This window comes from Albimonas sp., from assembly GCF_055129145.1.
In genome coordinates this window covers 18,010-33,829 of the sequence record NZ_JBSRTQ010000013.1, presented here as the reverse complement: position 1 = coordinate 33,829, position 15,820 = coordinate 18,010, and the positions used below count along the sequence as shown (strand labels likewise).

Here is a 15,820-nt window from a genome sequence, read left to right as displayed (position 1 = left end):
TGTTACCTTCATGCTGCGTTACAGTGAGACAGCTTAACGTAAGGAAGCCAGGGTCACGGCGCGTGCGTCCTGCCTGAAGCCGTCCGGAGAATCTTTCCGGAAAAACGCAGCCCCGCCGGGAGCGTCTGTATTTTCGCCGCGTTTTTGATGTCAGAGGGCACGGATGTCGCCTTTACCTTGGAGAGTTTGAGATGAACCGGCTAGTCGCAGCCTTGTTCGTCGCAGTCGCAGCGTTGACGGCCCAGGTCGCCGCCGCTTCGGATTTCGTCGTGCTCGAAAGCAATGTCGCGTCCTACGCGCCCGGATCGGTGATCGCGGGAAGCCAGAAGGTGCAGCTCGACGGCGGCGCGCGCATCGTGATGATCGCCGCGGACGGGTCCACCCGTTCGATCTCCGGCCCCTATGCCGGCGCCATCGCCGACGCCGGCGCCGACGCCCCGGGCGCGCTGGAGCGTCTGGTCGCCTCGCGCGAAGAGAAGAACCATGTCGTCGGCGCCATCCGCGCGCCGTCCTGGGACCAGTGACGCGGCGCCGGGGCCGGTGACCTCGACGCCCTCGACCTGAGCGGCCCCGACTAGAGCGCCGGCAGCGGACCGGCGGAAGCCGACGCGGCGGCGGACGATGGCGAGTCCGCAGGCGCCCTTGCCGCTTCACGCGGCGAGGCGCATGAGTCCAGGCCTTTCCTCGCCAGAAATTCCCAACTGATCTCAAATGCTTAACCCTGTTGATCAGGGTCTTGCGGTTTGACCGCGGCCCGTCGCCGGTGCTATTAACGTTTCGGTGACTTCTGGTGTGGACGGGGGACTGGCTTTTGCAATCGGAGGGGCGCGTTTGCCGGAGGGCGTCCTCGCGGCACTCTGCAGCATGCGCCTTGGCGTGCGGCCATGGTCTGGCATCCGCGCGTCCGGGCCCGGTCGCAGCCTTCGCCGGATCGCGCCGCGCCGCCCGAGCAGGCCTTGCCGCAGCGGCGGCATTGGGCGCGGCTTCCGCGCTCCACGCTCAGGCGCTGCCGGGGGCGCAGCTGCCTTCGACCCTCTCCAACGCCCCCGCCGCCCTGCGCGCCGCCACCGACCGCTCCCGCGCCGAAGCGCCCGGGCCGCTCGGCCCCGACACCGAGCTGCGCTTCACCTCCCAGACCCCGCCCGCCAACGCCCGCGAGATCCGATTCGTGCTGCGCGGCGTCGAACTCGCCGGCGGCACGCTCTACGCGGACGCCGAGCTCTCCCCGCTCTGGGACGCCGAACTCGACCAGGAGATCGACCTGGCCGAGGTCTTCGCCCTCGCCGCCCGCATCCAGAACCGCTACCGCGAGGACGGCTACCTGTTCACCCGCGTCGTGGTCCCCGCCCAGCGCATCGGCGGCGGCCAGGTGCGGTTCGAGATCGTCGAGGCCACCATCGCCGACGTCTCCATCGAGACCCCGGGCCTGCCGCTCGGGCCCATGCGCGATCTGGCCGAACGCACCATCGCCCCCCTGCGCGGCCTGCGGAACCCGACGCTCGCCCAGATCGAACGCACGCTGCTGCTGCTCAACGACATTCCGGGCGTGACACGCGCCGCCGCCGTGCCCAAACTCGGCGACAGCGAACGGGGCGCGGTGGACCTGCACATCAACATGGAACGCAAGGCGGTCGGCTTCACGGTCTTCGCGGACAACCGCCAGTCGCCGATCATCGGCCGGGGTCTGGTCGGCGGCGTGCTGGCGCTCAATTCCTGGTCGTCGGCCGGCGACACCACCACGATCAGCGCCTTCAACTCCGCGGATTTCGACGACCCGTTCCCCGAGGATTTCACCGAACGCCACACAATCCAGGTGGAGCATCGCCGGATCCTCGACCCCTCGGGCCTGTGGGGGTCGTTTCGCGCGCTCTATGCCGAGAGCGCGCCGGGCGACAAGGTCGAGATCTTCGACATCACCTCCGACCAGACCGAGCTGACCGCAACGCTGGGCTACCCGGTGATGCGCACCCGCCCGCTGTCGCTCGACCTTTTCGGCGGCGTGCAGTCGGTGTCGGTGAATTCGGTGACTCCGGCCATCGGCGGGTTCGGCACGGATCTCGTCACCGACGACCGGCTGCGGGTCCTCTTCGCGGGCGCCCATCTCGACTATCGGGACGCGCTCGGCTCCGGCGACGGCCGGATCGAGCTGCGCCACGGCCTCGATATCTTCAACGCGAGCCCCTTCGGCGGATCCGAGATCAGCCGTCAGGACGGCGACCCGGAGTTCTTCTCGCTGCGCGCCGAGCTGTCGCGCACCCAGCCCTTCGACGATCATCTCAGCTTCTGGGCCAAGGGCTGGGCGCAGGCCGCCGACCGGCCGCTGCTCGCCTCCGAGGAATTCGCCATCGGCGGGCCGGAGCTGGGGCGGGCCTATCACCCTTCCGAACTCAGCGGCGATCTCGGCGCGGGGATCTCGGTGGAGGTGCGCTTCGCCGACGAGGCCAATCTCGGCGACGCCCGCGTGCCGTTCGAGCTTTACGCCTATGGCGACTTCGCCGAAGTGCGCAATCTGGACGGCGGCGAGCCGGTGCATGCCTCGCTGATCTCGGCCGGCGTCGGGGTGCGCGCCCAGCTGCCGGGGCGGCTGTCGCTGAACATGGAGCTCGCCCGCCCCATCAACCGGCCGCTGGCGCATGACCAATCGGACGACTGGCGCCTGCTGTTCAGCGCTTCGAAGGATTTTTGACGATGCGGGCCCCCCATTTCCCCCTGATCCGCGCCGCCCTTCGCCCGGCGCTGGCGTGCAGCGCCGCCACCGCGCTGGGGCTCGCCGCGCTCGGGTCCGCGGGCTTCTTCGCCCTGCCGGCCGCAGCCGGGCCCACGGGCGGCGAAGTGCGCGGCGGCGAGGCCCGCATCGTCACCCGCGGCAACGTCACCATCATCCGCCAGGGCAGCGAGCGGGTGGTGATCGACTGGTCGAGCTTCGACATCGACGCCAACGACGTGGTGCGCTTTCTGCAGCCGGGCGGAAACGCCGTGGCGCTCAACCGCATCCTGTCGGGCATGCCCAGCCATATCCGCGGCAAGCTGACCGCCAACGGCAACGTCTGGCTGGTGAACCCGTCGGGGGTGATGTTCCACGCGGGCTCGGTCATCGACGTGGGCGGGCTGATCGCGACTTCCGCCGATATCGGGAACGCGGCCTTCATGGCCGGCTCCGGCGCCTTCGACAAACCCGGGGAGCCGGGCGCCCAGGTCATCAACGAAGGCCGCATCACCTTCGCCGAGGCCGGGCTCGTCGGCCTCGTCGCCCCCCATGCCGAAAACCGCGGGACCATCCGCGGCAAGCTGGGAAAGATCGTCATCGCGGGGCAGGAGAGCCTTTCGGTCGACCTCTCCGGCGAGGGCCTGTTCGAAATCGACCTGCGCGACGCGGCGAAGATCGAAGGCGCCCATGCCGGCAATTCCGGGGTGATCCTGGCCGAGGGCGGCACGGTCGTCATCTCCGCCGCCGCCGCGCGCGACGCGGTGGAGGCGGCGGTCTCGGTCTCGGGCGTCATCGTCGCCTCCTCCGCCCGGGTGGAGGGCGGGACCATCGTGCTCGACGGCGGCGCCGGCGGGGTGGAGGTCTCGGGGCGGCTTGCAGCCACGTCCGACGTGGCCGGCGGCGGCGCCATCGACGTCTCCGGCGCGCGCATCCGTCTGACCGAGACCGCGCGGCTCGACGTCTCGGGCGAGACCGGCGGCGGGCGGGTGCGGATCGGCGGCGACATCGCCGCGATCAAGTCGGGGACCGCGCCCGCGATGGCCGAGGCCAGGCGGACCGAAATCGCGGCCGGCGCCCGGATCCGCGCCGACGCGCTCGGCGCGGGGCAGGGCGGCGAGGTCGCCGCCTGGTCCTCGGAGGCCACCGTCGCCAACGGCGCGATCAGCGCGCGCGGCGGGCGGCTCGGCGGCGACGGCGGCTTCGTCGAGCTCTCGTCGCGTCTCGGCCTCGGCTTCGCGGGAACCGTGGACCTCTCCGCCGCCGACGGGCGCACAGGGCTTCTGCTGCTCGACCCCCGCGACGTGATCATCCAGACCGGCGGCGCGCCGATCACCGGCGACGTGGATGGCGGCGACGGCGCCCTAACCCTGGTCCTCGACCCCGCCGCGCTGGCGGCCTCCCACGCCGATATCCGCATCGAGGCGACGCGCGACATCGACGTGCGCAGCGCAGTGACGATGCGCGAGGCCGACGCCTCGCTGACCCTCGCGGCCGGGCGCAACATCCTGCTGAAGGCGAATTTCGACATCGCCGGCGACCTGTCGCTGATCGCCGACGCCGAAGTTCAACTCAGCGACGGCCCGCTTGTCGGCGACGGCATCGGCCGCATCATCCTCTCGGGCGACATCGACCTGCGCGTGCCCACCGGGCGGCTGGTGCTGAGCACGCCGCAGGGCATCGACGGCTCGGCCATGTCCGCGGGCGCGCGGCTGCGTCTGGTTTCGGGCGAAAGCCTCGACCTGCCCGAAACCTCGCTCGCGGGCGGGCTCGAGATCGACGTGGCGGGGGACGTGACCCTGAACGGGCTGACCGCCGCCTCGCTCGACATCGTCGCGCAGGCGACGACGACCTACGGGACGTTCTTCGCCGGCGACATCGGCCAGACCGCGGCGGTCACCGTCGCGGGGACCACGCATCTGGAGACGCCGGGCGACGTGACGCTCGACCTCGGCAATGATTTCGGCGGCGCGGTGACGGTGCAGGCCGCGAACGCCAGTCTGCGCGACGTGAATTTCCTGGAGATCCGCGACTCCGACCTCTCCGGAGACCTGATCGCCGCCGCCGGAACCGCGGCCGAGACGGTGCTGATCGGCGGCCGCGCTTCGCTGGCCGCCCTGCTGCTCGACGGCGTCGACGTGGGCTCGGGCGCGGGCGCCCTGACGCTGACCACCGTCGAGGGCGGCGTGGCGTTGACCGGGATCCGCGCCGGCGCGACCCGCATCGCCGCGGCGGGCGGGGGCGCCGTCGCGGGCGACGTGCAGGCCGGTTCGATCTGGACCCGGGACCTCCGCATCGCGGCCAGCGGCGCTGCGGCGCTCGGCGGCATTCTGCTGGAAGACGCGCGGATCGACGGCGCGCTGACCCTGTCGGACGCGACCGACGTGACCCTGCTCGGCGTCACCGCCAATGCCGAGGCCGGCATCGACCTCGGCGCCGTGCCCGGCCTGCTGACGCTCGAGCGGGTGCGGATCTTCGGCGACGCCGCCATCCATGTCGACGGGGACATCGACCTCGCCCTGGTCGAGACCCTTGCCGGCGACGCCACCGCCGGCAGCCTGACCCTTTCGGCCGGGGGCGACCTGCGCCAGCGGCGCAGCGACGCCATCGCCCTCGCCGCCGCGGGCGAAGGCGCGGGCGCCTTCGCCCTGCGCCTGTCCGCCGACGAGACCGTCCTGGTTTCCGCCGCCCATGCCGGCGCCTACGCGCGGCTGCTGGCGACCGCCGGCGACCTCGATCTTTCCGCCAGCGGCGACCTGCTGCTGCCGGGGATCGCCTCGCCGTCCGACCTGCGCATCGCGGTCGGCGGCGAGACAAGGCTCGCGGCCAATGGCGCGCTGGTCGCCGATTTCGTCGGCGACGTCACGCTGGCCGGGCTCGACGCCGGCGCCGGCGCCACCTTGCGGGTCGAAGGCGCGCTGGGGCAGAGCGGGGCGGCGGTCGTCGACGGCCGGCTCGACCTGCTGGTCACCGACACGGTGACGCTGACCGACGCCGGCAACGATTTCGCGACCGTGGCCGGGTCGCTCGGCTCGGCCTCGGCCACCTTGGTCGACGCGGACGGCTTCACCGTCGCCGATTTCCGCGGCGACGGGCTGAGCGCGCGATCACTCGCCGGCGACGTGACCCTGCGCGACGTGGCGCTCACCGGGGCGCTGGGGGCCGAGGGCGATCGCCTGACGCTGTCCCGCGTCTCCGCCGCCGGCGGCGCGACGCTCACGGCCCGCACCGGCGATCTCGTCGCCCGCGATTTCGCCGCCGGCGCGCCGGCGTCGGTCGTCGCCGCGGGCGGCGCGACGCTCAAACGGGTCGCGCTCGACGCGCTGTCGGTCGAGGCGACCGGCGACGTGTCCCTGACCGACGCGGGCGCGGCGGGCGTGGTGTTGACCTCCGCCACCGGCGCGGTCTCGGTCGCCAACCTGCGCGCCGCATCGCTCGACGCCACCGCCGGAACCGGGATTTCCGCGGCCGGGGTCCTGGCCGGCGCGATAGCGCTCGACGCGCGGAACGGCTCGGCGACGCTCGGCGGCGTGGTCTCGACCGGCGCGCTGCGGGTCTCGGCGTCGGGCGACGTGCTGTCGCTCGCCGACGGCCCGTCCGCGATGGACGCGGTCACGGTCGCCGGGGCCCGCGCCGCGCGGATCGGGCAGCCGGTGGACGCGCTTCTGGGCGATGCTGCGCAGGACCGGATCGTCGCGGACCTGACGGCGGTCTCCGCCCGGACCCTCGCGGCCGAGGCGCTGACCTCCCTGGTCCGGGCCGACGGCGACGCCGCCTTCGTCGCGGGCGGCGACATCTCGATCCGCTCCGGGGCCCCTTCCACCGGCGGCCTGCTCAACCGCTTCGCGGGAACCCTGGCGCTCAGCTCCGGCGGCTCGGCCACGGTCGAGGCGGCGGGCGCGGTGACCCTGGCCGCCTCCGCCATCGCCTCCGACCTGTCGTTGCGCGCCAATGCCGGCGGCGAGACCACGGCCGGCGGCGCTCCCGGCATCGGTCAGGTCGGCGACGTCTCGGTCGGCGGGACCGCGCGGTTCGTGACCGGCGCGGGCGCGACGCCCCCCGACGCGCAGCGCGGCGACGTGGCGCTCTCCCGCGCCGGCAACGCCTTCGGCACGGTCACGGCCGTGGCGGGCGCGCTGACCCTGCGCGATGCCGACGGGTTTTCGTTGATCGGCGCCGATCTTGCCGGGCGCCTTCGCGTCGGCTCGGCCGGCGCCGCGCAGGAAGGCGACGTCATCCTCGCCAACGTCGCCGCCCAGGGCGGCGCGTCGGTGCGGGTGGCGGGCGGGCTCGACCTTTCCGACCTGGCGCTCGGCGCGGCGTCGCGGCTGGAGGCCGGCGGCGCGCTGACCGCCACCCGGATCGCCGCCGGAGCCACGGCGCTTTCGGCCGGCGCAGGGCTGACGGCGTCGAACCTCGACACCGGCCCGCTCGTCGTCTCCGCCGGCGACGCCCTGTCGCTGACCGACGTCATCTCGACCGGCGACGCGACTCTCGCTTCCGGCGGCGCCCTGAGCGCAAGCCGCCTGACCGCGACCGGCGCCGTCTCCGCCGCAAGCGGCGCGGCCATGACCCTGTCCACGCTGGACGCCGCCTCCCTCTCGGCCCGCTCCGGCGGAGCGCTCGCCGCCGATGCCATCCGCTTCGCCACCGCCACCCTCGCCGCCGCCGATGCCGCGACGCTCACCGGATTGTCCGGCGGCGATCTCGCGCTCACCGCCCGATCCGTCTCCCTGACCGCCTCGAATCTCGGCGAGACGACCGTCTCATCCCGCTCCGACCTTGTCGCAAGCGACCTCAGCTTCGCCTCGCTCATCCTCGATGCCGACCGCGACGTGACCCTGAAACGCCTCTCCGGCGGTCGGCTCGAGGCTGCGTCCGGCGGGGCGACGACCGTCGGGACCGCGGTCCTCCACACCGTCGACCTCTCCGCCGCGACCCTCGACCTGCGCGAGGTGGCGACGACCGGGAGCCTTGCCGCCGAGGCCGGCGGCGTCCTCTCCGCCGCCGACATCGTCGTCGGCGGAGACGCGCGTCTCATCGCCGGCGGCGCGCTGACCGCCGCGCGCCTCGCCATCGGCGGCGCCTTGGCGCTGGAGGCGGCCGGCGATCTCTCCGTCGTCGACGCGACCTTCGAGACCGCCGCGGCCGATACCCGCGGCGACGCCACCCTCGCCCGCCTCGCCGGCAGCACGTTGACGCTGTCGGCCGATGGCGACGCGACCGCGGCGGCGCTGGACCTCGACCGCGCCGATCTCCGAGCCGGCGGCGCGCTGAGCCTCGTCGACAGCCGCCTCGGCGATTTCGAGCTCGTCGCCGGCGCCGCGCTGGACCTCTCCGATACCGATCTCGGAACCGGCGCCGCGACCGCCGGCGCCGGCGCCGACCTGCGCGACGTGAGCGCCGTCGACCTCGCCCTGATCGCCGAGGGCGACATCTCGGCCGAGGACCTGTCCGGCGGCGCCATCTCCCTGACCTCCGCGTCGGGCGATATCGGCGTGCTGCGCGCGAGCCTGCCCACCGGCCGGCTCGACCTTCTCGCCGCCGGAACCCTGGACCTGGCCGAGGCGCGCTTCGCCACGGCCACCCTCGAGGCCGGCGGCGATCTGAGTCTGTCGAAGCTCACAGGCGGCGTCGCCACGGCGCGGTCAGGCGGGATGCTCGATGCCTCGGATCTCGACCTGGTCGCCGCGGATTTCACCGCGGGCGCCGGCGCGACGCTCGCCCGGATCGAGACCGACGCCCTGACGCTCGTCGCCGGCGGCGACGCGACGGTCAAGGCTCTGGACTTCGGGACCGCGACCTTGTCCGCGGGCGGCGCGCTGTCGCTGACCACGCTCGAGGGAGGGCGTCTGACCGCCTCGGCGCATCAGCTCGAAGCAACCGGGCTGACCGCGACCCGGGCCGATCTCGGGTCGGTCGGCGAGACGGTCCTGTCGGGTGCGACCGTCGGCGCGCTCACCCTCGCCGCGGGCGGGGACGCCTCGGCGAGCGACGTCGAGTTCGGGACCGGGCGCCTGTCCGCCGACGGGACCCTCGCGCTCAGCGGGCTCGACGGCCGCGCGCTCATCGCTTCGGCGGGCCGCACGATGACCGCAACCGATATCGTCGCGGCGCGCGCCGAGTTCACCGCCGGCGCCGGCGCGACCCTCGCCCGGATCGCCGCCGGCACGCTTGACCTGACGACCGCCGGCGACGGGGCGGTGTCCGGGACGACGTTCGGCCGCGCCGATCTCGCCGCCGCCGGCGCGCTGACCCTCCGCAACCTCGATGGCGACGCCCTCGACGCCGCCAGCGCGCGGCTCGATGCGGCGGACATCCGCGCGGGCCGGGCCGGGTTCGCGACCACCGGCGACGCCAGGCTGGCGCGGATCGCGGCCACGACGCTCGACCTCTCGGCCGGCCGCGACGCCGACGTCTCCGCCACCCGCTTCACCGAAGCGCGGCTCTCCGCCGGCCGCGCCCTCGCGCTCGCCGAACTCGACGGCGAGGGGCTCGACGCGCAAGCCGGCGCCGGGGGCCTTTCGGGGACCCGCCTCGACGTGGACCGGCTGGACATCGGGTCGGCGGGGGCGGTCGCGCTCGACACCATCGCGGCGCAGACCCTGGCCCTGACCGGCGGCGGCGACGCCCGGGTCGGAACCTCGTCCCTCGGCGAGGCCGTCATCGACGTCGCGGGCGACCTCGCCCTCGTCGATCTGCGGGCGACGCGGGTCGAGGCGGTCGCCGGCGGCGCGGTCTCGGTCGCCACCTCGGTCATCGCGACGCTGGACGCCGAGGCCGGGCGCGCGCTGTCGGTGGTCGGCGGCGCGCTGGACCAGGCGACGCTGGTCTCGGGCGGCGATCTCTCGGCCACCGGCGCGCGCGGCGCCGACTGGGCGATCGAGGCGGGCGGCATGGCGATCCTGAACGACCTGGCGCTGACGCGCCTCTCGGCGCGGTCGGGCGGGGCGATGCGCGTGGCTGATCTGACGGCCGGGACCGCGACGCTGGCCGCGGAGGGATCGGCGCGGCTCGACCGGGTGCGGGTCGACACGCTGGGTCTGGAGACGGGCGCCGGGGCCAGCGGCGCGGCCCTGACCGCGGGGCGCGCGACGGTGCGGGCCGGCACGACGCTGAGCCTCTCCGACGTCGCGTTCGACACGGCCGATCTCGGAGCCGGCGAGGATCTCACGGTCTCCGTCGGCGCCGGGCGCGACTGGACCGTCGCCGCCGGCGCGGACATGACGCTCGACGATATCGCCACCGGGGCGCTGACCGCCGACGCCGGCCGCGGCCTCGTCATCGCCGACCTCGACGCCGATGCCGTCGCGCTGACCGCCGGCGCGGCGGCGCAGCTCGACCGGGTGACCGCCGTCAGCCTGACCCTCGATGCTGGGGCAGGGATCGGGGGCGCCGACCTCACGGCCGACACCGCGCGGATCGAGGCCGGGGCCGGGCTGGCGATCAGCAACGCAACCCTCGGCGCTGCGGAGCTGATCGCGACCGGCGCGATCTCGGTCGAGGCCGCCCAGGGCGGCGCCTGGCAGGCGGTTTCGGGCGCGGGGATGACGCTGACCGATGCCGCCCTCGACCGTTTGAACGCCATCGTCGGCGGCGCGCTCGCGGTCACCGATCTGACCGCCGACAGCGCCGGGTTCGACGTCGCGGGGGCCGCGTCGCTGACCCGGATGAGCGCGACGACGCTCGGCCTCGACGCCGGCGGCGCGGTGCAGGGCGTGGCGCTGGACGCCGACGAGGCCAGTCTCGCGGCAGGGGCCGGACTGGGCCTGAACAATGTGCGCTTCGGGACCGCCGCGCTGCAGTCGGGCGGCGATCTGACCGTCGCCGACGCCGCGGGCACGGACTGGACGACGGTTTCCGACGCCGCCACCCGCCTGTCGCGCATCAGGCTGGACGCGCTCGACGCGCAGACCACCGGCGCGATGACCGTCGCGGATGCGCATATCGACGCCGCCGCGCTGACCTCCGGCGGCGCCGCGCGCATCGACCGGCTGGAAGCCGGGCGTCTCGACCTCGTCGCCGGCGGCGCGCTCACCGGCGGCGATATCGCGGTCGGGTCCGGGGCGCTCGCCGCGCGCGACATCACGCTCGCCCGGCTCGCCGCCGATGACGGGCTGCGCATCGACGGCGCACGCGTGGTGCTGGAGGATCTTTCCGCCGGGCGCCTGGAGATCTCGGCCGCCGTCCGCGGCCTCGCGCTCGACCGGGTGCGGGTCACGGGGGACGCCGCGCTGACCTCGGGCGGCGCGCTGGCGCTGTCGCGCGGGCGGATCGGCGGGGCGCTGACGGTCGCCGCTTCGGGCGCGGGGCGCGTATCGGACGTGACCGCGGCGACGGCCGCGTTCGATGCGACGGGGCGGCTGGATCTGGCCCATGTCGCCACCGACGGCGACCTGACGGCCCGCGCCCGCGGCGGCGACCTGACGCTCGGCCCGATCGCGGTCGGCGGTGCCTTGCGGGCGCGGGCCGGCGCCGGCGACATCCTTTCGCGCGACGGCGCCGCGATCACCGAGGCATACGCCGTCGCCGCCCCCGGCGCCGCCGCGATCCCGGGGGAGGCGAGCCCCTCCGCCGCCGAAGCCGCCGCCCCCACCCAAAGCTTCGCCGAGCTGATCCGGGTCGAGGGCGCCGCCTGGTTCGACGCCTCGGGCGCCGTTCTGCTGCCGGCGGGCGCCACCCTCGGCAACGATTTCCGCAGCGGCGTCAGCGTCTTCGCGGGCGATGTCGTGGCGCTGTCTGATGTCAACGATCTGATCATCGGGGCAGGGGCCGCCACACTGCCCGGCCGCGGGGCCACGACCCGCACCGGCATCAACGGCTTCGACGAGGCCGCCCCCGCCTCGGTGCGCATCGACGCCGGCGGCGCGGTGACCGAGGCGGCGGGCGCCCGCATCGTCTCCGCCGGCGACCTGCTGGTCACCGCGGGCGGCGACATCATGCTCGGCTCCGCGCACAACCGCATCGCGGGGGCGGCGGGGCTCGTCGGCGCGAACGTCACGCTCGCCAATATCGGCGACCTCACGCTCGGCCCGATCCGGGCGCGCGGCGACCTGACGATCCTCGCAGGGGCCGAGGGCGCGCCCGCCGCCGTCACCCAGACCGCCAGGGTGGATACCGTCTCCCTGACCATGACCGAGGGCCTCGCCGCCCGCGGAACCGCGACGCGCACCGGCGCGCTCGATATCCGCGGCGACGCCGCCTTCTCCACCGGCGCGCCCGCCGGCCGCACGGCCGAGGATCTGGGCAAGGGCCTGATCCTGAACCGCGAGGACAACGTCTTCGGCGGCGCCGTCTCCGCCCAGCGCTTCTTCGGCGACGTGCTGATCGTGGAGGAGGCGACCGCCGACACCATCGGGCGCGATTCCGTCGACGGCGGCGTGCTGACCATCGGCGCGCTGGAGGCGGCGGGGAACATCACGATCCGCACCTCCGACGACCTCGTGCTCGCCGGCCGGATGACCGCGCTGACCGACGACATGGCGGGCGAGCGCATGGACGCCCCCGGGCCCGCCACCGACGCCGACTGGCGCGCCCAGGGCGCGGCCGGCATCGCGGAATCCGACCTGCACCTGTTCATCGCCGATGGCAAGCTGCTGACCCTCGACGCCACCGCCGGCGGCGCCGATGCGGCCGGCGGCATGATCCGGATCGACCGCGCGGTGGACGGGGCCAACGCCCTCTCGACCGCGCGCGACCCCGCCGCGGTCGCCGCGCGCGGCGGGGCGGGGTCGATCAGCCTCGACGCGGGCGCCAAGGGCGACGTCAGGGCCCGCGACTGGCTCGGCGCCGCCGGCCCGCTGGGCGAGATCCGGGTGATCGAGGCGATGGATGTCAGCTTCGGCCAGACCTTCGCCGGCCGCGACGCCGATCCGGGCGAGGACCGCAACCGCTTCCTGATGGGCGGGTCGGGCGAGGCCAGGGACGTGATCACCGCCTCCGGTCTGGTGGTGGACGCTCATGGCGAGGTGGCGATCCACGCCCCCGCCGGCCTCGTCTCGGTCTGGGAGAACGCCGACGATTATTATGGCCTCAACGTCGCTTACGTGACCTATGGCCGGAATATCAAGCCGTCAGGCCTGTCGCTTTACGGCTTTATCGGCGAGAGCGGCCAGAAGGCGGCGGGCCTGTTCCCGGTTGGACCCGAGGGCTCGCAGTTCAAGACCAACGGCTGCGTGGTCGGCGATGTGCAGGACTGCACCGGCGTCTCCCAGCCCCGCGTGCTGACCCTGGTGCGCCTGCAGCCCGCCCAGATCCTGAGCGTGGACGAGGACGACTTGCTGGAGCTCTTCGTCTCCTACGGCAACGAGGAGCTCTGGGGGATCCCGCAGAACAGTTTCTCGGATGTCGACCTGGCGCGCGCGCGGGAGGAGGCGAGCCGTCAGGCCACCGGCGACCAGGCCGCGGCGCCGCCGTCGACCGAGCAAAGGCCGGGGCGATGATCCTGCGCCGCCTCGCTCTGGTCGCGGCCGCTTCGGGGCTGCTCGCGGCCTGCGAGGGGGCGTTCCCGACCGACGCGGGCGACCCGCAGGCCACCGGCGACGCCGCCATCTGCCGGCAGGTGGACGAGGCCCTGCTGCGCGGCCAGCGCAACAGCTTCGGCCTGAATTTCCGTTCCGCCGAAGACGCTTTCACCAATCTGCTCACTCTCTACACGCTCGACGACGTCGCCGCGAAATGCCCCGACGCGCCGTCGCAGGCCTTCATCCTGATGAACCAGGCGCTGGCCCATTCCAGCCAGGAACGCTTCGTCACCGCCGACGGCCTTTTCGACCGCGCCGCCGAGCTGCTTGGCGGGCCCGAGGCCGGGCGCGCCGATCATGCCCGCGATCAGGCGCTGCTGATCTCCTATCGCGCCCAGGACCAGCTCAACCGCTCGGTGCTCGAAGGGGCGCGGGCCTTCGTGGAACAGGCGGCGAGCGGGCTCGACGACGCCTCGGGCGGCGCGTCGCGGTTCGCCTTCGGGGCGTCGGGGCCGGGCGCGGGGCAGGGCGTTGGGCAGGGTGGCGGGGGCTTCGGCGGCGGGTTGATCGAAGCCTCCGGCGCCGAACAGCTGCAGGTGATCGAGGAGGCGTCGAACCAGCACACGCTCGCCCATGTCCGCCTGCTGGAGGGCGATCCGGAGGGAGCCGAACGCGCGATCGACACCGCGCTCGACCTCATCGCCCTGGTGCCGCGCGCCGCCGCCGCCTACCGTCCCCGGTTCCTCTCGCAGCGCGCGCTGATCAAGCTGGAGCGCAAGGATTTCGACGCCGCCCGCCGCGACGCCGCCGAAGCCGCCGAAGCCTTCGCCGCCCTGTTGCCCGACACGCCGCTCGAGGCCCGCGCCCGCCTGCGCGAGGGGCGGGCGCTGGTGGCGCTCGGCCGGTTCGACGAGGCGCTGTCGACCTTCGAGCGCGGTTTCCTCGTCTATGAGGAGAACCCGGTGGTCGTGGAGTATGGCTCGCTCTGGCCGTTCTTCTCGCTGGCGCTCAACACCGTCGCGCAAGACCCTGATCGCGATCAGGAAATGGGGGAGCGTATCTTCCGCGCCGCCCAGCTGGTCCGACAGTCGATCACCGCGCAGACCGTGTCGGGCGCGGCCGCGCTGCTCGGCGAAGGCGACGGCGACAAGGCCCGGGCCGTGCGGGCCTGGCGGGATTCGAACGAGCGCTACGCAACGCTCAAAGCCCTGCAGGTCCTCCAGCTCCGCGATCCGCTGAGCCAGGCCGAGCAGGCCCGCAGCGTCGCCGAAGCCGTGGCCCAGGCGCAGGCCGAGGTCGATCGTCTGCGCGCCGCGCGCGACCGCATCGCCCCCGAATACCAGTCCGCCATCGCCAGCCCGGTGACGCTGCAGGCGTTGCAGGATGTGCTGGGCGAGGGCGAGGCCATGGTGCAGGTGCTGGTCGGCTGGCCGCGCAGCCTGATCCTGATCATCGACCGCGAGCAGGTCACCTACACCGCCCTTCCAGTAACTGACGCGCAGGTCAACGTGCTCATCGGCCTCCTGCGCCGCGGGATCGAGACGGACCGCGAGGGCAGGGTGCCCGACTACCGCGCCGACGTCGCGTTCCAGGTGTTCAACCTGCTGTTCTCTGCGCAGCGCGAGCGGCTGATGAGTTTCGACAGGCTGATCTTCTCGACGTCGGGCGCGCTGCAGTCGCTGCCGCTGGAGCTTCTGGCCACTGCGCCGCCGGACGAGGCGTGGAAGCGCGGCGACTATACCGGGGTGCCGTTCCTCGGCGCGCAGAAGGCGGTGAGCTATGTGCCGAGCCCGCGCAACCTGGTCGATATCCGGGCGCGGGCGGGCAAATCCTCGGCCGCCGGCGCGGTCGCCTCCTTCTCCGATTTTCGCTCGGGCGTGGACCCCGACAAGGTGCTGCGCGTCTCGCGCCTGCCGCAGACCTGCCGGCGCCTGGCCGAGGCGGTGGACCGGGTCGGCGAGCTGCCGGGCACCGCCGCCGAGGGCCGGGTCATCGCCGACATCTTCGGCGACGATGCGCTGCTGGCCACTGGCGCGGGCTTCAACGAGGATGCGGTCAAGCAGGCGGGCGCGGACGGCATGCTCGCCGACTACAAGGTCCTGCATTTCGCCACCCACGGCATCCTGTGGCCGACGCCCGATTGCTTCACCGACCCGGCGCTGACCGTGACGGCGACCGGGGCGGAGGACAGCGACGGGCTGCTCACCGCCTCCGAGATCCGGCTGATGACGTTGGACGCGCAACTGGTCGTGCTCTCGGCCTGCAACACCGCCTCGGGCTATCTGACGGTCGCGTCGAACTCGATCAATGGCGCGCGGCAGGCGGCGGGCTTGTCGGGGGCGGGGGGCGAAAGCCTGTCCGGCCTCGCGCGGGCCTTCTTCGCGGCCGGCGCGCGCGCGGTGCTGGCGACGCACTGGCCGGTGGCGGACAAGGAGACCACGGCGCTGATGGGCCGGTTCTTCCGGCTGATCCAGGACGGCGACATGGATTTCGCCACCGCGTTGCGCCTGGCCCAGACCGAGCTGCGCGAGCGGGTCGAGACCTCGCATCCGGTGTTCTGGGGCCCGTTCGTGCTGATCGGCGACGCGGCCCAGACGCTCTGAGGCCGGCTGCTCCGGCGGCGGGAGATGCGGCGCAGAGGGTGCCGGCCAAA

At 73.9% G+C, this 15,820-nt stretch carries 4 protein-coding genes; all 4 read left to right on the top strand.

What is annotated here, in order from left to right; genetic code table 11:
* The first annotated feature begins 191 nt into the window (after positions 1–191).
* Entirely contained in the window at positions 192–524 is a 333-nt protein-coding gene (locus tag ACTB72_RS04080) for a hypothetical protein (RefSeq protein WP_463035710.1), read from the top strand.
* A 449-nt stretch (positions 525–973) separates the two neighbouring features.
* Positions 974–2,686 carry a ShlB/FhaC/HecB family hemolysin secretion/activation protein gene (locus ACTB72_RS04075; RefSeq protein ID WP_463035709.1) on the top strand — a complete coding sequence of 571 codons (1,713 nt, stop codon included), beginning with the start codon at positions 974–976 and terminating at the stop codon, positions 2,684–2,686.
* A gap of 2 nt (positions 2,687–2,688) precedes the next feature.
* Positions 2,689–13,146, top strand: coding sequence for a two-partner secretion domain-containing protein (locus tag ACTB72_RS04070; protein WP_463035708.1), 10,458 nt, complete (start codon positions 2,689–2,691; stop codon positions 13,144–13,146).
* Entirely contained in the window at positions 13,143–15,770 is a 2,628-nt protein-coding gene (locus tag ACTB72_RS04065) for a CHAT domain-containing protein (RefSeq protein ID WP_463035707.1), read from the top strand. The genes ACTB72_RS04070 and ACTB72_RS04065 overlap by 4 nt, the downstream gene beginning before the upstream one ends.
* Positions 15,771–15,820: the final 50 nt, after the last annotated feature.